Source organism: Streptomyces sp. NPDC055254 (assembly GCF_053606025.1).
On record NZ_JBSGQV010000021.1, the window covers coordinates 49,179 to 66,908 of the forward strand.

Annotated in this window: 14 protein-coding genes; 5 read left to right on the forward strand and 9 right to left on the reverse strand. The window is 73.9% G+C overall.

What is annotated here, in order from left to right; all coding sequences use genetic code 11:
- Nucleotides 1-48: 48 nt before the first annotated feature.
- Nucleotides 49-978, reverse strand: coding sequence for a 3-methyl-2-oxobutanoate hydroxymethyltransferase (gene panB, locus ACWFQ8_RS20655; RefSeq protein WP_453787703.1), 930 nt, complete (start codon nucleotides 976-978; stop codon nucleotides 49-51).
- Nucleotides 979-1,263: 285 nt separating this feature from the next.
- On the opposite strand from panB, the gene ACWFQ8_RS20660 reads away from it, so the two are divergent.
- Nucleotides 1,264-2,292, forward strand: coding sequence for an endonuclease/exonuclease/phosphatase family protein (locus tag ACWFQ8_RS20660; RefSeq protein WP_453787704.1), 1,029 nt, complete (start codon nucleotides 1,264-1,266; stop codon nucleotides 2,290-2,292).
- Between the two features lie 81 nt (nucleotides 2,293-2,373).
- On the opposite strand, the gene ACWFQ8_RS20665 is transcribed toward ACWFQ8_RS20660, so the two are convergent.
- Together ACWFQ8_RS20665 and ACWFQ8_RS20670 are read right to left on the reverse strand one after the other, a co-directional pair.
- Nucleotides 2,374-4,128, reverse strand: coding sequence for an NAD+ synthase (locus ACWFQ8_RS20665; RefSeq protein WP_453787705.1), 1,755 nt, complete (start codon nucleotides 4,126-4,128; stop codon nucleotides 2,374-2,376).
- A gap of 180 nt (nucleotides 4,129-4,308) precedes the next feature.
- Nucleotides 4,309-5,559: a DUF4352 domain-containing protein gene (locus ACWFQ8_RS20670; protein ID WP_453787706.1), complete on the reverse strand. Its 1,251-nt coding sequence runs from the start codon at nucleotides 5,557-5,559 to the stop codon at nucleotides 4,309-4,311.
- Between the two features lie 795 nt (nucleotides 5,560-6,354).
- Here ACWFQ8_RS20670 and ACWFQ8_RS20675 point away from each other — a divergent pair.
- A complete protein-coding gene (locus ACWFQ8_RS20675; protein WP_453787707.1) occupies nucleotides 6,355-7,056 on the forward strand; it encodes a DUF998 domain-containing protein in 702 nt (233 codons plus the stop codon).
- Nucleotides 7,053-8,114 carry an alpha/beta fold hydrolase gene (locus ACWFQ8_RS20680; protein WP_453787708.1) on the forward strand — a complete coding sequence of 354 codons (1,062 nt, stop codon included), beginning with the start codon at nucleotides 7,053-7,055 and terminating at the stop codon, nucleotides 8,112-8,114. The genes ACWFQ8_RS20675 and ACWFQ8_RS20680 overlap by 4 nt, the downstream gene beginning before the upstream one ends.
- A 192-nt stretch (nucleotides 8,115-8,306) precedes the next feature.
- On the opposite strand, the gene ACWFQ8_RS20685 is transcribed toward ACWFQ8_RS20680, so the two are convergent.
- From ACWFQ8_RS20685 to ACWFQ8_RS20700, 4 genes are all read right to left on the reverse strand, one after another.
- Nucleotides 8,307-8,726, reverse strand: coding sequence for a CBS domain-containing protein (locus ACWFQ8_RS20685; protein ID WP_453787709.1), 420 nt, complete (start codon nucleotides 8,724-8,726; stop codon nucleotides 8,307-8,309).
- 147 nt (nucleotides 8,727-8,873) lie between these two features.
- Nucleotides 8,874-9,554: a DUF305 domain-containing protein gene (locus tag ACWFQ8_RS20690; protein ID WP_453787710.1), complete on the reverse strand. Its 681-nt coding sequence runs from the start codon at nucleotides 9,552-9,554 to the stop codon at nucleotides 8,874-8,876.
- Nucleotides 9,551-10,231: a DUF3105 domain-containing protein gene (locus ACWFQ8_RS20695; protein WP_453787711.1), complete on the reverse strand. Its 681-nt coding sequence runs from the start codon at nucleotides 10,229-10,231 to the stop codon at nucleotides 9,551-9,553. The genes ACWFQ8_RS20690 and ACWFQ8_RS20695 overlap by 4 nt, the downstream gene beginning before the upstream one ends.
- Before the next feature lie 55 nt (nucleotides 10,232-10,286).
- Nucleotides 10,287-10,964, reverse strand: coding sequence for a hypothetical protein (locus ACWFQ8_RS20700; RefSeq protein ID WP_453787712.1), 678 nt, complete (start codon nucleotides 10,962-10,964; stop codon nucleotides 10,287-10,289).
- A 172-nt stretch (nucleotides 10,965-11,136) separates the two neighbouring features.
- Between ACWFQ8_RS20700 and ACWFQ8_RS20705 the strand changes: the two genes are divergently transcribed.
- Together ACWFQ8_RS20705 and ACWFQ8_RS20710 are read left to right on the forward strand one after the other, a co-directional pair.
- Entirely contained in the window at nucleotides 11,137-12,498 is a 1,362-nt protein-coding gene (locus ACWFQ8_RS20705) for a glutamine synthetase family protein (RefSeq protein ID WP_189963779.1), read from the forward strand.
- Nucleotides 12,499-12,596: 98 nt separating this feature from the next.
- Nucleotides 12,597-13,265, forward strand: coding sequence for a histone deacetylase (locus ACWFQ8_RS20710; protein WP_453787713.1), 669 nt, complete (start codon nucleotides 12,597-12,599; stop codon nucleotides 13,263-13,265).
- A gap of 6 nt (nucleotides 13,266-13,271) precedes the next feature.
- Here the strand turns inward: ACWFQ8_RS20710 and ACWFQ8_RS20715 are convergent, their stop codons facing one another.
- Together ACWFQ8_RS20715 and ACWFQ8_RS20720 are read right to left on the reverse strand one after the other, a co-directional pair.
- Nucleotides 13,272-15,329 carry a PIG-L family deacetylase gene (locus ACWFQ8_RS20715; protein WP_453787714.1) on the reverse strand — a complete coding sequence of 686 codons (2,058 nt, stop codon included), beginning with the start codon at nucleotides 15,327-15,329 and terminating at the stop codon, nucleotides 13,272-13,274.
- A 354-nt stretch (nucleotides 15,330-15,683) separates the two neighbouring features.
- Nucleotides 15,684-17,699: a PIG-L family deacetylase gene (locus ACWFQ8_RS20720; protein ID WP_453787715.1), complete on the reverse strand. Its 2,016-nt coding sequence runs from the start codon at nucleotides 17,697-17,699 to the stop codon at nucleotides 15,684-15,686.
- Nucleotides 17,700-17,730: the final 31 nt, after the last annotated feature.

Here is a 17,730-nt window from a genome sequence, read left to right on the forward strand (position 1 = left end):
CGACGGCCCGCGCGGCACGGGCCGGCGGGCCGTCGGTCACGCTGCCCGTCAGTGGAAGGCGTGCTCCTCCTGCGGGAACGTTCCGCCGACGACGTCCTGGGCGAAGGCCTTCGCCGCGTCGCCCATGGTCCGGCGCAGGTTCGCGTACTGCTTCACGAAGCGCGGCAGCTTCCCGCCGGTCAGACCCATCATGTCGGTCCACACCAGCACCTGCGCGTCGCACTCCGAGCCCGCGCCGATGCCCACCGTCGGGATGTGCAGGGACCGGGTGACCTCGGCCGCCAGCTCCGCCGGGACCAGCTCCAGCACCACCGCGAAGGCGCCCGCGTCCTGCGCGGCCTTCGCGTCGCGCAGCAGCTGGTGCGCGGCCTCGTCACCGCGGCCCTGCACCCGGTAGCCCATGGCGTTCACGGACTGCGGGGTCAGGCCCAGGTGGGACATGACGGGGATGCCGGACCGCACGATCAGCTCGGTCTGGGGCAGCGAGCGCTCGCCGCCCTCCAGCTTGACCGCGCCGACCCCGGCCTCCTTGACGAGGCGGGTGGCGCTGCGCAGCGCCTGCACGGCGCCCTCCTGGTAGGAGCCGAACGGCAGGTCGCCGATGACGAGGGCCCGACCGGTGCCCCGGACCACGGCCGCCGACAGCAGGGTCATCTCGTCCATCGTCACGGGGACGGTGGTCTCGTAGCCGAGGTGACAGTTGCCCATCGAGTCACCGACGAGGATGACCGGGATGCCGGCCTCGTCGAAGACGGACGCGGTCATCGCGTCGTAGGCGGTGAGCATGGGCCACTTCTCGCCGCGCTCCTTGGCGAGGGTGAGGTCGCGGACGGTCAGGCGCCGGGTGCCCGCGCCGCCGTACAGGGTGGAAGGAGCGGGGGAAGAAGCGGCGGAGGAGGTGGCGGGAGAAGCGGTGGGGGAGGCGGCGGGCGAGGCCGTCGCAGCGGGTTCGCGGGCAGGCGAAACGGCATGCGTCATTGCAACTGCTCCTTGTGTCATCTCGAGGCGCCCTCACGGCGTCCCCGGACTCACCCACCATGGTGACATCCGCGCGGCCCCACGCGGAAGTGGTGGGCGGGCACGAGGCCCCGGGCGATCCAATGTGCGCGTTTCGTGACAAGCGGAACCCGGGCCGCACGGCCGTTCGTCCTCCCGGACGTACGACCGCGACAGGCGGTCGTACGTACGGCACGGAAGGCTCCGTACATCGCCTAGGGTCAAGGGGCGGGGACGGAGCGCGAGCACGGCAGTGAGGGCAGCGGCATGGCACAGGCGTACATGACGGAGACGGGGAACGGCGGCTCGGAGCCCGAGCCCGCGGAATCCCGCTTCCGGCGCCGGCTGGCCGAACTGCGCGGCGACCGGGGCATCTGGCGGCGCGGTCTGGTGCTCGCCGCGATCTCCCTGCTGATCTCGCTCGTCATGATCTTCCACGCGGAGCTGCCCAACGACGTGGGCAACCTGGGCAGCCTCATCGACACCTTCCTGCCCTGGCTGGGCCTGGCCGTCCCGGTGCTGTTCGCGGCCGCCCTCTTCCGCCGGTCGGCCACCGCGCTCGTCGCCGTGCTGCTGCCGGCCGTGGTCTGGGCGAACGTGTTCGGCGGTCTGGTCACCGACAAGTCGGGCGCCGGCGGCAACCTCGTCGTCGCCACCCACAACGTCGACGCCGACAACGCCGACCCGCGCGGCACCGCCGAGTCGGTCGCGAAGGCGGGAGCCGACGTCCTGGCCCTGACCGAGCTCAAGCCGAGCGCCGTCCCCGCGTACGAGAAGGCCCTCGCCGGCACGTACAAGTACCACTCGGTGGAGGGCACCGTCGGGGTGTGGAGCAGGTACCCGCTGACCTCCAGCCAGCCCGTGGACATCAAGATGGGCTGGACCCGGGCCATGCGCGCCACCGTCACCACCCCCTCGGGCGACGTCGGTGTCTACGTCGCCCACCTGCCCTCCGTGCGGGTCAAGCTCAAGGCCGGCTTCACCGCCAACCAGCGCGACAACAGCGCCGACGCGCTGGGCGCGGCCCTCGCGGCCGAACCCCTGAAGAAGGTCGTCCTGCTCGGCGACCTCAACGGCACCATGAACGACCGGGCCCTGTCGGAGGTCACCTCGCAGATGCGCTCCACGCAGGGCGCGGCGGGCGACGGCTTCGGCTTCAGCTGGCCGGCCCAGTTCCCGATGGCCCGGATCGACCAGATCATGGTCCGCGGGATCAGGCCCGAAGCCTCCTGGACGCTCCCGCGCACCGGAAGCGACCACCTGCCCGTCGCCGCCCGCATCACCGTCAAGCCCTGAGGGCCGTACCGCGGCCCCCGCGCGGGGGTCGCGTCACCGCCTCCGCGCGGGGGCGGTGACACCGCCCCGCGCGCAGCGCCGCTACGCCTGCTCTCGCCAGCCGTTCGTGATGGGCAGCCGGCGGTCCTTGCCGAAGCCCTTGGCGGAGATCTTCGTGCCCGGCGGGTACTGGCGCCGCTTGTACTCCGCCGCGTCCACCATGCGCACGGTCCGGGCGACCACCTCCCGGTCGAAACCGGCCCCGACGATCGCCTCCAGGCCCTGGTCGCGGTCCACGTACAGGGCCAGGATCGCGTCCAGCACCGGGTAGTCGGGCAGCGAGTCCGTGTCCACCTGGCCGGGCCGCAGCTCGGCGCTCGGCGGCTTCACGATCGAGTTGCGGGGGATCGGCGGGGTCTCGCCGCGCTCGGCGGCGGCGCGGTTGCGGTACTCGGCGAGCCGGAAGACGTCCGTCTTGTACACGTCCTTGATCGGGCCGTAGGCGCCCACCGAGTCGCCGTACAGGGTGGAGTAGCCGACGGCCAGCTCCGACTTGTTGCCCGGCGCCAGCACGATGTGTCCCTCCTGGTTGGACAGCGCCATCAGCATCGTGCCGCGCAGCCGGGACTGGAGGTTCTCCTCGGCGAGTCCGGTGAGGCCCAGCGAGGCCATGTACGCGTCGAACATCGGCTCGATCGCCACGGTCCGGAAGTTCAGGCCGGTGCGCTCGGCGAGGTCGGCCGCGTCGTTTTTGGAGTGGTCCGAGGAGTACTTCGAGGGCATCGACACGCCGTACACGTTCTGCGCGCCGATCGCGTCGCAGGCCAGCGCCGCGACGAGCGCGGAGTCGATGCCTCCGGAGAGCCCGATCAGGACGGAGCGGAACCCGTTCTTCTTGACGTACGCGCGCAGGCCCACGACGAGCGCGTCGTAGATCTCCTCGTCGTCTTCGAGCCGGTCGGCGTAGCCGCCGGGCACCACCGGCTCGTACGGGGCCACGGGGTCCTCGGAAAGGATCACCCGGTCGATGCGCAGGCCGTCGGCGACCACGCCCTCGGGGGCGTCGGGGCGCGCGGCGGGCAGGTCGAGGTCGACGAGCACGCAGCCCTCGGAGAACTGCGGGGCCCGCGCGACGACCTCGCCGGCCGCGTCGACGACGATCGAGTCGCCGTCGAAGACCAGATCGTCCTGGCCGCCCATCATGGCGAGGTAGGCGAGGGTGCAGCCGGCCTCCTGGGCCCGCTTGCGGACGAGTTCCAGGCGCAGGTCGTCCTTGTTGCGCTCGTACGGGGACGCGTTGATGGAGATCAGCAGCCCGGCCCCGGCGGAGCGGGTGGCCGGGACGCGGCCGCCGTCCTGCCAGAGGTCCTCGCAGATCGCCAGGGCCACGTCGACGCCGTGCACCCGGATCACCGGCTGGGTGTCGCCCGGCACGAAGTACCGGAACTCGTCGAAGACGCCGTAGTTGGGGAGATGGTGCTTCGCGAAGCGCAGGGCGACCTGCCCCCGGTGCAGCACGGCGGCCGCGTTCTCCGGGGAGCCGGCGGGCCGGCCGAGCCGGGGCGTGGCCTTCTCGGTGCGGTCGAGGTAGCCGACGACGACCGGCAGCTCGCCGAGGCCCTCGGTCGCCAGCCGGGCGGCGAGCTCGCGCAGCGCGGCGCGGGAGGCCTCGACGAAGGACCCGCGCAGGGCGAGGTCCTCGACGGGGTACCCGGTCAGCGTCATCTCCGGGAACGCCACCAGGTGGGCGCCCTGCTCGGAGGCGTGCCGGGTCCAGTGGACGACCGAGTCCGCGTTGGCGGCGATGTCGCCCACGTGCGAGTCGATCTGATTCAGAGCGAGGCGTAGTTGAGGCACGGGCCCAGTCTAATCGTCTTTCTGACGCGATGTCCTGGGAACGCTACGGTGACGGGCCGGAAAACGGGCCGGAAACGAGCCGGCAAACGAGCGAGAAACGGGCGGGGTAACGCGCGTGAGGCGCCCCTTTGCGGGGGCGCCTCACGGGTGGTGCGGGTGTGCGGGGGCGGGGCGGTCGGATCAGCCGATGGGGCCGTTCCAGATCGCGTCGTCGTAGTCGGCGAGGCTGCCGGGCGACATCTCGAAGTGCAGGCCCTTGGAGTCCTCGGGCACGTCGAAGAGGAAGGAGGCGGTGGCCGACTGGCCGGGCAGGACCGATCCCTTGAAGAGCTTCGGCAGGTTGCCGTCGAAGACCATCTCGACCTCGTTGCCCTTGTCGTCACGGGCGTTCGGCAGCGCGCTGGACACGTCGATCGCGGCGGATGACTTGTTCGCGATCGTCACCGTCACCTTGACCCCGCGGCCCACGCGCTCGGTGGGGTACGCGTTCTTGCCGATGCTCTGCGGCGAGGCGCCCGCCACGACGAGCTCGACGCCGTCGTCGTAGACGAACGGCTTGCCCCACTCCAGCGCGGAGGTCTTGCCGGGGATGTCGGACGGGGAGGCCTTCGGGCTGCTCTTGGAGCCGGGCGGCGTGTAGGAGGGGTAGATGTCGGAGGCGTCGATCTGCTTGTCGATCTCCTTGTCCACCTCCTTCACGAACGCGGCGGTGATGAAGAAGCCGCCGGCGGACGCGCCGAGGCTGAGGGCGCCGAGGACGATGCCCGCGACGGCCATCTGCTTGCGCGGGGCGCCCTTGCGGGCGCGGACGAGGCCGCCGATGCCCAGACCGAGGCCGGTCAGGCCGAGGAGGGCGCCGGCCCAGAAGAAGAACGGGGTGATGCCGACCAGGATGGCGACGATGCCGAGGACCAGCGCGGCGATGGCGAGGCCGTTGTTGGGCTGGGCGGCCGGCGGGTAACCGGGGTAGCCGGGGCCGCCGTAGCCGGGACCGGGCTGGGCCCACGGGTTCCCGGGGCCGCCGGGTCCACCCGGGGCGCCGGGGCCGCCCGGGACCGCGCCGTACGCCGGCGCCTGGGGGGCCTGCGCCCCGGGGGCGGGCGGTGCGAAGGGGGAGCGGGCCGGGTTCTCCGGGGTCGGCGCCGCGAAGGGTGAGGGGGCCGGGGCCGAGGCCGCGAAGGGTGCGGGCGCCGGGGCCGGAGCGGATGCCGGAGCGGCATCTCCCGGGGCCGGAGAAGGTGACGGGACCGGGGCCGGGGCCGGGGCGGATGCCGGAGCGGCGTCTTCCGGTGCCGGCGAGGACGTCGGGGCGGGGGCCGGGGCCTTGTCGAACGACGGCGGCTGCGCGGGCGCGGGTATGGACACCGCCTCGGGTACGGGAGTACCGGCCGGCTCGGTCGGGGTGCTGTGCGGATTCGGCGGGGTGCTCATACCGGCGGTGGCGTCCTTCGGTCGCGGTTGTCGTGATCAGCGCAAGACTGCCACGCCCCCGTCTCCCACCGGCCGGATTTTCACCGCCCGTTCGGCCCCGGGCACTTGGGGAGCGGGCAGGGCCGCCGCGCCCGGAGCCGACCGCCGCGGGACCGGCCGAGGTCCACCGCCGCACGGCGCACGGCGCGGCAACGCGCCCTCCAGCAGCGGGAATCGCGCGTTCCCGACCCCCCGCACGCCACCCCGCCCGGCGGGACCCCCGGGCGCCGCCGAGTGCGGTGGCCCTCCGCCGGGCCACGAAGCGGGAGCCCCGCCGCGAGTGCGGAAGCCGTCACATCGTTGCGGAGTTGTTGAACTACGCCCCACGCCCCACGCCCCACGCAGGCGCGTCGGCCCGGCCACGCCGCACGCATAGTCGCGGGGCCGGCCCGGGTGCACCGCACGGAACCCGGACGGGCCATGCCGACGCGGCGCAGCACGCGGCGGTGGCCCGGGCGCACGCCGGCGGGCCGGCCCGGGCCCGACCGGCAACGTAGACGAGTGGTGGGGGTCACTGCGGGCCATCGGGGCGGGCGAGGCAACGGAGTGGGCCGGGGACACGTCATCCAGGGCGTGGGAATCAGTCGGACGGCCCAGGGCGAGCACGGCGACGGTGCCCGGACGGAGCCCGGCCAGTGGCGGCCGGGCCCTCGGGGCGGCTCGCCGGTGCCCGCGCGTCAGGGCCGGAACCCTGTCCGGGGTGGGTATCCGACCGGAGGCCCGACCCCGGCCGTTCTGCTTAGGATCAGTCACACCATGTCCCCACACGGACTCACGTCGCGGACGGCCCGGCCGGTCGCGGTCCTCATAGGCCTCGGCGCCATCGCGTACACCGCGTGGGTGCTCGAAGTCGTCCTGTCCACGGGGCTCGACCCCGTCCAGACGTACGTCAGCGAGCTCGCCGCCCAGAACCAGCCGCTCGGCGGGCTCTTCCGTGCCACCGACTTCACCGCCGGCGTGCTCGCCTTCGCGGGCGGTCTGCTGGCCCTGCTCCGGCTGGTGCGGTGCGCCGAGTCCCGCCGCCCCTGGGCGGTCGTCGGCTGGTCCGGAGTCACCCTCTTCGGCGCCGCCACCGCCGCCGACGCCTGGCTGCCGCTCAGCTGCGCGCCCACCGTGGACCCCGAATGCGCGGCCCGGGAGACCGCCGGGCTGGTCCCGGCCACCCACCAGGCCCACGCCGTCAGCAGCGGCCTCGCGATGACCGGCGCCGTCGTCGGGATCGTGGCCCTCACCGTCGCCGCGCGCCGGTACGGCTGGTTCGCTCCGCTGGCCCGCTTCGGGCCGGTGCTCGTCGTCCTCGAACTGCTCGCCACGGTGTGGACGCTGTGCGCCATCGCGATGTTCACCGCGGGGCACGGGACCTGGGCCCTCGGCGCGGGGCAGCGGCTCCAGGTGCTGCTGGTGGCGCTGTGGCTCGGACTGCTCGCGTACTCCGTCCACCGGGAGGGCCGTACGTGAGCGGCGGCGCGGCGGGCGGCCGGTTCGTCCGGGTGGACGGGCTCGCGCTGCACGTCGTCGTCGAGGGCGGCGAAGCCCGGGACCAGGATCAGGACCGGGCTCGGGACCAGGACCGGGCTCGGGCTCGGGCTCGGGCTCGGGACCAGGCGCGGGGCCGGGGCCCGGGACCGGTGTGCGTGCTCAGCGCCGGGCTCGCCATGGCCTGGTTCGACTGGGACGAGGTCGCCGCGCGGCTCGTCGCCGCCGGCCGCACGGTGGTCCGCTTCGACCGTCCCGGCCACGGCCTCAGCGCCCCCGCTCCCACCCCGGCGACCGCCGCCGGGGAGGCCCACCGGATCGCCGCCCTGCTGGACGCCCTGGAGCCGGTGGTCGCCCGCCGGCCCGTCACCGTCGTGGGGCACTCGATCGCCGGCTTCCACGTCGAGGCCTTCGCCCGCCTCCACCCCGACCGCACCGAGGCGCTGGTCCTCCTCGACAGCAGCGTCGAGGAGGACCCGCCCGGGTGGCCGGCCGGCACACCGGCCGCCGCCGCGCTGCGCACCGGCACCGCCCGCCTGCTCGGCCGGGCGGTGACCGCCGTCGGACTCCCCGCCGCGCTGGGGCCGGCCGCGCGGCGGGCCGCCGTACGGGTGTCCCGGACCGGCGGCGCCGACCCGGCCCCGCGGGACCTCGTACGCCGCTGCTACCGCACCGGCCGTGTCTGGCGCGGGGCGCTGCTGGAGAACTCCGGCTACATGGACGTGGCCGCCGAGCTCCTCGCCCTGCGCGGGACCCACCCGCTGACCGCCCCCACCACCGTCCTGGCCGGCTACGAGCAGACCCTCCCCGCCGCCCTCACCCCCGGGCCCCACGACGCCGCGGCAGCCCTCCGCCGCGCCTTCGCCGCGGCGCCCGCCGGCGGCCGTACCGCCCCGCGCTGGCTCACCCGCCAGGCCGAACTCGCCGACCGTCTCGGCGCCCGCTTCGAGGTCGCCGAGCACGCCGGCCACCTGATCATGCTGGACAGCCCGGACCAGGTCACCGGAGCGATCCTCACCGCGGCGCGGCCGCGCCGCTAGCCGCCGCCGCGGCCGCACCTGCTACCGCGCCGGCGGCGGCGGGAGCCGGCCTGCGGCTCAGGTCCTCGGCCGCTGCGCCTTCATCCGGCCCGCGGCCCCTGGCCGGGCCCTCGACCAGCCCCGGCGGAGGCGTTTTCCGCCGGGCCGCGCCGCCGGCGGAGCGGTGGCCGGGCCGCGCCGCCGGCGGGGCGGTCAGCCGCGGGCGTAGACGCGTTCCGCCCAACCGGCTATCTGCTCCTCCGAGAGGTGCTTGGCCAGGTCGGCCTCGCTGATCATGCCGACGAGCCTCTTGTCGCGGATCACCGGCAGCCGCTTGATCTGGTGGCTCTGCATCTCCTCCAGCACCTCGGAGACGTCCGCGCCCGCGTCGATCCAGCGCGGCGTGCCCTTGGCCATGTCACCGGCCGTCATCCTCGACGGGTCGTGCCCCTTGGCCACACAGCCCACCACGATGTCGCGGTCGGTCAGGATGCCGCAGAGCCGTTCCTCGGCGTCGCTGATCGGCAGCGCGCCCACGTTGAGGCTGCTCATCAGCTGAGCGGCCCGGTCCAGGGTCTCGGTGGCGGGGATCCACTGGGCCCCGGGGTGCATGATCTCTCCGGCGGTCGTCATCGCTTAAACCTCCTGAGCACGCCGTTCCGGACGGACGCGGGCGCGCCCGCCCCGGCGGCCCTCGCCGCCCACCCGCACGGCGGCACGCACGCGCGCCCGTACGGGTGAGGGAAGGGACGCCTCCCCCCACCGTACGAGCGTGTTCGCTCACCCGCGCGGCGCGGCCCCGCGCTGCCTCAGCATGTCCGCCATCAGGGTGAGCTCCGAGCGCTGCGCGTCGACCATGCCCTGGGCCAGGTCCCGCTCGACCGGAGTGACGCACTGCCGCGCGCAGCCCTCGGCCATGGCGACGCCTCCCACGTGGTGGTCGGTCATCAGCTGGAGGTAGAGCACCTCGGCGTCCCGGCCCGCGGCGGCGCCCAGCCGCCCGATCTCCTCCTTGGTGGCCATGCCGGGCATCAGCGCACCGGGCGCGGCGGCGGCGCCGTGCGCCCCGTGCCCCGCGTGCCCGCCACCGCCGCCGGTGCCACCGCCGCCCATCCAGGACATCGGCGGCTCGTCGGCCAGTACCTTCGGCAGCCCCCACAGGTCCAGCCAGCCCAGCAGCATGCCGCGCTGGTTGGCCTGGGTGTTGGCGATGTCGTACGCGAGGGTGCGCACGGCCTCGTCCTGGGTGCGGTCGCGCACGACGAAGGACATCTCCACCGCCTGCTGGTGGTGCACCGCCATGTCCCGGGCGAAGCCCGCGTCCGGCGAGTGGAGCCCCGGCGCGCGGTCCGGCGTTCCCGCGTCCCCGCTCGCGGCGGCGACCGTGGCCGCCCCCGCGAACAGCGCCGCCGCCAGGACGGCCGTACCCGCGACCCAGTACGTACGGGTGGGACGGCTCACTTGTCGGCCAGCCCGCTGGTGCAGGCCGCGCCCGGCTCCGGGGTCTGCGGGCCCTGCACGTACTTGGTGAAGAACTGCGCCACCCGCGGGTCGTCCGCCTTCTCCACCGTCAACTGCTTGCCCCACGCACTGAGCATGATCGCGCCGGCCTGCTCCTTGACGGGGCTCATCAGCGTGTACGTGGTCTTGCCCACGCGCTCGGCGAGGGCGTCCACGTCGCCCTTGGCCGCCTTGTCGTTGTACGTCACCCACACGGCCCCGTGCTCCAGCGAGTGCACGGCGTTCACCTCGGGGACGGGGTTCTTGTAGACGTCGCCGTCGCAGTTCATCCAGCGGGGGTGGTGGTCGCCGCCGACCGGCGGGTTCATCTCGTACTTCACCGGGGTCTCGACGTGGTTGCGGCCGAGGTTCTTGGCCTCCCAGGTCTGCTCGCCGTCGACCGGGGTCTTGCGGGCGGTCTCCGCGGCCGCCTTCTCGCGCCGCTCGGTCTCCTTCTGGTCGATCAGCACCCAGGCGCCGAAACCGACCAGGCCGGCGACGATCACGCCCGAGGTGGTGATCGCGATGGCCTTGTTGCGCCGGTCGCGTGCCTTGTCCGCGCGACGCATGTCGGCTATCCGGGCCTGCCGGGACTGCGGCTCGGGGGTGTTGCCGGTCCTGCGGGACTTGCTGGCCATGTGCCCTGTTCCTTCTGCTGAGGGGGGTGGGGTGGGACGCGTGGGACCGGATCCGTCAGGTCCGCAGCACTTGCAGGGCGTGCAGGTCGGGGGCTCGGGCGAGCGGCCGGGGCGGCCGGACCGACCCCGTCACGTCCGCCGCCGCGAGCGGTACGGGCTCCCCGCCCGCCAGGGTCGCGGCGGGCGGCGGGACGGGCAGCACCCCCGGGGTGACGTGCACCAGCGGCGAGCAGCCGGGCGGGTCGTACGGGGACGCGCAGACGGCGTGCGCGGCGCCGTGCGGGCCGTGCCCCGGGCCGCGGGGTGCGCGGGGGGCGGCGGCGCGGGGCGTGACGGCACCGGGGGTGGCGGCGCGGGGCGTGCGGGCGCCGGGGGCGGCGTCGCGGGGCGTGCGGGCGCCGGGGGTGGCTGCGGCCGTGGGACCGGTCGCGGAGCCGGCTGTGGCACCGACCGCAGCGCCTCCCGTCGCGCCGACCGCAGCGCCTCCCGCCGCGAAGGTCGCAGCGCCTCCCGCCGCGCCGGCCGCAGCGCCTCCCGTCGCGCCGGCCGCAGCGCCTCCCGTCGCGCCGGTCGCCGTACGGGCGGAACCGCCGGCGGGCCCGTGGTGGGCCTCACCCGGGCGCGCGCAGAGCAGCAGCGCCCCGGCCAGCACCCCCAGGGCCAGCAGGAGGACGGCATGCGGGAACGAGGGACGTCCTTGACGCCCCCGCCGCGTGTACTCCCGGCCCCCCATGGGCGCAGATGGTAATGCTCATGACGGGCCCGAGGTCAGTGCGGGGTGCCGTGACCTTTCCCGGGTGCGTAATGTGGCGGAAACCACGGCTGGCGATACTGGGCCGGCCCCACTGTGCCCCGCACTCCCGCGGCGGTGGTGCACAGGCCGTCTGAACTGCGAGGATGAAGGCATGGACAAGCAGCAGGAATTCGTCCTCCGGACGCTTGAGGAGCGCGACATCCGCTTCGTGCGGCTGTGGTTCACCGACGTACTGGGCTTCCTCAAGTCCGTCGCGGTCGCCCCCGCCGAGCTGGAGCAGGCCTTCGACGAGGGCATCGGCTTCGACGGCTCCGCCATCGAGGGCTTCGCGCGGGTCTACGAGTCCGACATGATCGCCAAGCCGGACCCGAGCACCTTCCAGATACTGCCGTGGCGCGCGGAGGCCCCCGGGACCGCCCGGATGTTCTGCGACATCCTGATGCCCGACGGCTCCCCGTCGTTCGCGGACCCCCGCTACGTCCTCAAGCGCATCCTGGCCAAGACCTCCGACCTGGGCTTCACCTTCTACACCCACCCCGAGATCGAGTTCTTCCTGCTGAAGGACAAGCCGCTGGACGGCACCCGCCCGGTGCCCGCCGACAACTCCGGCTACTTCGACCACACTCCGCAGAACGTGGGCATGGACTTCCGCCGCCAGGCGATCACCATGCTCGAATCGATGGGGATCTCGGTCGAGTTCAGCCACCACGAGGGCGCCCCCGGCCAGCAGGAGATCGACCTCCGCTACGCCGACGCCCTCTCCACGGCCGACAACATCATGACCTTCCGCCTGGTGATGAAGCAGGTCGCCCTGGAACAGGGCGTGCAGGCCACCTTCATGCCGAAGCCCTTCTCGGAGTACCCCGGTTCGGGCATGCACACCCACCTCTCCCTCTTCGAGGGCGACCGCAACGCCTTCTACGAGTCGGGCGCCGAGTACCAGCTCTCCAAGGTCGGCCGGTCCTTCATCGCGGGCCTCCTCAAGCACGCGGCGGAGACGGCCGCGGTCACCAACCAGTGGGTCAACTCCTACAAGCGCATCTGGGGCGGCTCCTCCCGCAGTGCCGGCGCGGGCGGCGAGGCCCCCTCGTACATCTGCTGGGGCCACAACAACCGCTCCGCGCTGATCCGCGTCCCGATGTACAAGCCGGGCAAGACCGGCTCCTCGCGCGTCGAGGTCCGCTCGATCGACTCCGGGGCCAACCCCTACCTCACCTACGCGGTCCTCCTCGCGGCGGGCCTCAAGGGCATCGAGGAGGGCTACGAACTTCCGGCCGGCGCCGACGACGACGTCTGGGCCCTGTCCGACGCCGAACGCCGCGCGATGGGCATCGAACCCCTCCCGCAGAACCTCGGCGAGGCCATCGCCCTGATGGAACGCAGCGAACTGGTCGCGGAGACCCTCGGCGAGCACGTCTTCGACTTCTTCCTCCGCAACAAGAAGCAGGAGTGGGAGGAGTACCGCTCGGAGGTCACGGCCTTCGAACTCCGCAAGAACCTCCCCGTCCTGTAGCGGCACGTGTACGGCTCGCCGGGACGGCGGTCATCGACCGCCGTCCCGGTGGGGCCGGTGCGGACCGCCAACCACCCCCGACCCCCCGGCTGGGAGCAATGGTCGTCCACGTCGTCGCTCCCCTGAACGGCGAGCTCCCCGCCCCCGAGCGGGTCTGGTACGCCTCCTACGGCTCCAACATGCACCTGGACCGGCTCGCCGCGTACATCGCGGGCGGGACGCCGGCCGGCGCGGCGCGCACGTACCCGGGATGCCGGGACCACCGGGCGCCGGAGCGGTCGATCGCGGTGGAACTCGACGGCTCCCTGTACTTCGCCACCGAGTCCCTGGTCTGGACGGGAGGTCGGGCCTTCTACGACCCGACGGCCGCCGGCCGGATGCGAGGGCGCGCCCACCTGGTCACCGTGAGTCAGCTGTCGGACATCGCCGCGCAGGAGATGTACGGGGAACCGGGAACGGACATCGACCTGACCCGGGTGCTGCGGGAGGGCCGCGACGAGCTGGGCGCCGGACGGTACGAGACCCTCGTCTGCCCGGGGACGATCCAGGGCATCCCGGTGCTGACGTTCACCGCCCCGTGGACCCTCCGGGACGTCGAGCCGCGCCCCCCGTCCGCCGCGTACCTGCGCTACCTGGCCGGCGGCCTCCTGGAATCGGGCCCCTGGAAGGAACAGGACATCGCCTCCTACCTGTCCACCCGCCCGGGCGCCGCCGGCCACTGGACCCCGCCCCAGATCCTTGCCCTCCTCACGACTGATCTCCCCTGAACGGAGTCAGCGGACTGCCTTGTGCCAGGTGGGGTGGGTGGGGGGTGTGGGGGTCGTGGTGGTGTGGAGTTCCGCGTCCAGGCCCAGGACCGCCGTGGTGACGGTGCCGGTGGAGGGTTCGAGGGCGGCCGCCGGGGCGCCCGCGTAGAGCATGCGGGACTCCGTCCAGGCCGGGGGGCCGCCGAGGGTCGTGGTGGCGGCGGTGCCGTTGTCCGCGCGGCCCGCCACGACGCGGCCCGCGGCGCCGACCGCGCCGTAGCCGGCCCGGCCGCCCGCCTCCGAGACGCTGGAGACCAGCGGCCGGCCGGGGCCCGCCGTCACCAGGGCCGTGCGGACCACCCCCGAGTCCGGGCGGCGGAAGTACAGGCGGACGCCCGCGCCCTCCGGTACGGCCGAGAGGGGGACCGTCGTGGCGGGCAGGCCCGTCTTCAGCGGTCCGAGCAGCGGCGCGTCCGCAGTGGCCTGGGTCCAGACCAGGACCGAATCCGTCGTGGTGGCGTACACGTGGCGCCGCCCGGCGGAGTCGACCGCCGTCACCGGGTCGCTCTGCAGGTCCTCGCCGCCCAGCCGCTGCCAGGCGGAGAAGCCGCCGTCCGGCTGCTGGACGACGGCGCGCAGCGTGCGGCGGGAGTCGCGGAGGTGGACGGTGAGCCGGCCGTTCGCGTCGACGGATGCCGAGGGCGCGCTGATCGCCGAGGTGCCCGTCTCGTCGGCCGGCTCGGGGGTGCCGAGCGACTGCCACGGCCCGAACGGGCCGTCGGGCGCCGACTGGACCGCGTACACGACCTCGCGCCGGTACTGCTCGGGACGCTCGCCGAAGGTGGTGCGGGTGGCGAGGACGGCGATGCGGCCGTCGGGGTAGCGGGCGGTGGTCGCGCCCGGGTCGATGCCCGTGCCGGGGAGGAGGGCGGGCCCCGTCCACTCGCCGCCGGGGGAGCGGGTCCAGTACGCGGTCCGACCGTCCAGGGTGGCGAAGGCCCAGAGCCGGCCGGGCGTGCCCCACGTCAGCCAGGAGCTGTGGTCGGCGCGGGTGTAGCGCATGGACTGGGCCCAGTTGCGCCCGGTCGGGTTGCCCGCGACCTTGCGGTCCCCGCAGCCGGAGGGGGAGCCGCAGTAGTCCTCGCGGTCCTGCCAGGCGTATGTCTTGAGGTAGCCGGTCTTCGTCTCGGCGGTCTGCGGGTCCAGCGCGTGGGGCAGGGTGCTGTTGTGGTACCCGAGGTAGTTCTGGACCGTGAAGCGCGGCCGGTCCGTGACGCGCTCGGCGTAGGCGGCGGCCGCGGCCTGCGCGAAGCGCGCGCCGTACATGTGGTCCTGGTGGTCGGTGAAGCGGCCGGAGTCGTACCGGCCCGGAGTCGGGTCCTGCATCCGTATCGTCGTCGGCCGGAACCGTTCCAGGACCCCGGCTATCGCCTGTATCGCCTGGTCCTTGGTGTACGTGTACGGCTGCTTGACGGGGGTGCCGGAGGTCAGCTGGGAGCCCAGCGCCGGTATCCGGCCGTTCCACAGGCCGCGCAGACTGTGCGGGGTCTCCTCGCCGGTGGTGCGGGCCTCGCGCAACTGCATCCACACCAGGCTGACCTGCGGCTTCGCTATGAGGACGTCGAGCTCGGCCCGGCCGCCGCCGTCGGTGGGTACGACCGTACGCTTCCACGCGCTGGTCCGGTCACCGGTGGCCATCTGGGCGTAGGCGGAGCGGATGCCGTTCTGCCGCGCCTCCGCGTAGTGCGCGCGATCGGCGGGCTGCTCGGGGTCCTTGAGCTGCGCGCCGCGGGCCTGGTTGCGGCCGTCGGACTCGCCGGAGGTGAGGTAGACGGTGGCGACGGGGGTGCCGGCGAGCAAGGAGCGGCTGAGGTCGGGGTTCATGAAGAACAGGTCGTCGTCGGGGTGGGCGACGACCTGGACGACGGACCCGGCCGTGGTGCTCGCGGGCAGGGCGACGCCCGGGTTCTTCTCCTGGGTGGCCTCGGCCGTCGTCTGCTGGCCGGAGGCCACGGCGAGCACGCCGGTCGTACCGGCGGTCAGCGCGGTGAGCAGAGCCGCGAAGCGGCGGCGGGTGAGTGCCATCGGTCACGCCTTGAGTCGTTCCGGGCGGGAAGAATCCCCGAGCAGTCAAAGAGAGGCAAATACCGGGTACTTGGTTCACCGATTTCGCCGAAGACCGCGACTTTTCGTAAAGGGCCGGGCGTGATGGTGTGCTGTGGAGGTCTTGGTCCGGATATGTGATCGAGGTGTGAACGTTGCGGTGTTGGGCCGGGAAGGCGTCAACGGGTTGTGTGGGGCGCGGGTGTGCGGGTGTGCGGGTGTGCGGTGCGGTGACGCGGGTGTGGGTGTGGGTGCGGGTGCGGGCGCGGGCGCGGCCGCAGGTGCGCTGATGCGCGGGGCGCGGGTGCGGGGATGTCCGGATGTGTGAAGGGCGGGCTACGGGGCCGTGTTGCGCGGGCCCACCGGCTGCCAGGGCGCCAGGTGGGCGTCCGGGGAGTCCTCCGACGAGGTCACGTACAGCCGCGCGTCCAGCCCCACCACCGCCAGGCTGACCATGTTCGGGCCCGTCATCGTGGAGGACGGCGCGCCGACGAACATCAGCGGTGACCGCTCCCACGGCCGCCCCCCGACGTCGGAGCCGAGCTGCCCGCCCGCCACCCGGCCGGCCAGTACGTGCCCGCTCGCCGTCACCGAGCCGAAGCCCTGGAGGCCGCCGAGGTCGGTCAGGTTGTTCACCCTCAGCCCGCCTTCGGCCGTCACCAGGGCGGTACGCACATTGCCCGATCCCGGCTTGCGGAACCACAGCCGCACGCCGCCCTCGCGGCCGTCGGCCGTCAGCGGGAGCGTGGTGTCCGGCAGCCCGGTGGGGGTGGCCGGGCCCAGCGGCGCGCCCGGCTCGGGCTGCGCCCAGCCCAGCACCGTCGTCCGCGTGGTGACGAACACCATGCGCCGCCCGGCGCCGTCGGTGGCGGTCGCCGGGGTGCCGTGCAGGTCGGAGCCGCCGTACGCCTCCCACGGCCCCCAGCTGCCGTCCGGTCGCCGCACCCGGCCGCGCAGGGTGTACGCGCCGTCGCGGACGTACGCCGCCAGGTGCCCGGTGCCGTCGACGGACACGGCGGGCGCGCTGATGTCGGAGGTCCAAGTCTCGTCCGCGGCCTCGGGCGTACCCAGCGACTGCCACGCGCCGAACGCCTCCGACCCGGGCGCCTGTTGCACGGCGTGGACGACCTCGCGCCGGTAGTCCGCGGGCTTGGCGCCGAAGGAGGTGCGGGTGCCGAAGGCGGCGATCCGGCCGTCCTGCAGGGTCACGGTCGCGACGCCCGGGTCCATGCCGGTGCCGGGCAGGAGGTTCGGCCCGCTCCAGCGGCCGATCAGGCCCGCCCGGTGCCAGACGGCGACCTGCCCGTCGAGCACCTTGAACGCCCACAGGCCGCGCTCCCGGTCGGAGGTCAGCCAGGAAGTGCTGGTGCCGCGGGCGTAGTTGATGGAGTCCGTCCAGCGGTTGCCGGCCGGATGGTCGGCCACCTTGAGGTCGCCGCAACCGGCGGGGCTGCCGCAGTGGTTCTGCTGGTCGGTCCAGGCGTACGTGCCCATGATGTCCAGCTTCTCCTTGGCCTCCTCGGGGTCCAGGGCGCTGGGGAGGGAGCCGTTGACGTAGCCGAGGTAGTTCTGCACCGCGAAGTGCGGGCGCTTGTCGACGCCGACGTCCTTCGCGTACACGGCGGTCGCGGCCTGGACGAAGCGGGCGCCGTAGAAGTGGTCCTGGTGGTCGGCGTAGCGCTTGGTGTCGGCCTGGCGGCCGGGGGTCGGGTCCTGGGAGCGGACGGTGGTCGGTCCGTACCGCTCCAGGATGCCGACCAGGGTCTGGACGACCTGCTCCTTCGTGTACGCGAACCGCTGTGTGACCGGGCTGCCGGAGGCGAGCATCGACTCCAGGCGGGGGACCTTGCCGTCCCAGAGGCCGCGCAGGCTGTCGGGGACGTCGGCGTAGACGTTGCCGGCCTCGTGGAGTTGGAGCCAGACGAGGTTGATGTGGGGTTTGGCGACGAGCACGTCGACCTCGGCCTGGCCGCCGCCCCTGGTCGGGACGACGGTGCGATGCCAGGCGCTCCCACGGTCGCCGGTGGCCATCTTGGCGTAGGCGGCGCGTATGCCGTTCTGGCGGGCCTCGGCGTAGGCGGGCTTGTCGGGCCGGGTGCCGGCCTCCTTGGCGGCGACGGCGTTGACGCCGTCGGCTTCGCCGGAGGTGAGGTAGACGGAGGTCACGGGGTGGCCGGCGGATATGGAGTACCGCAGGTCGGGGTTCATGAAGTACAGGTCGTCGTCGGGGTGCGCGACGATCTGGAGCACGCGGCCGGGGTCGGGCGTGTCGGCGGTGGCGGTGGCCCTGCCGGCGGGGGCGGGGGGTGCGGCGAGGCGGCCGAGGGCGTCGTTGCCGCGGAGCAGGAGCATGCCGGCGGCGGCGGTGGCGGCGCCGAGGGCG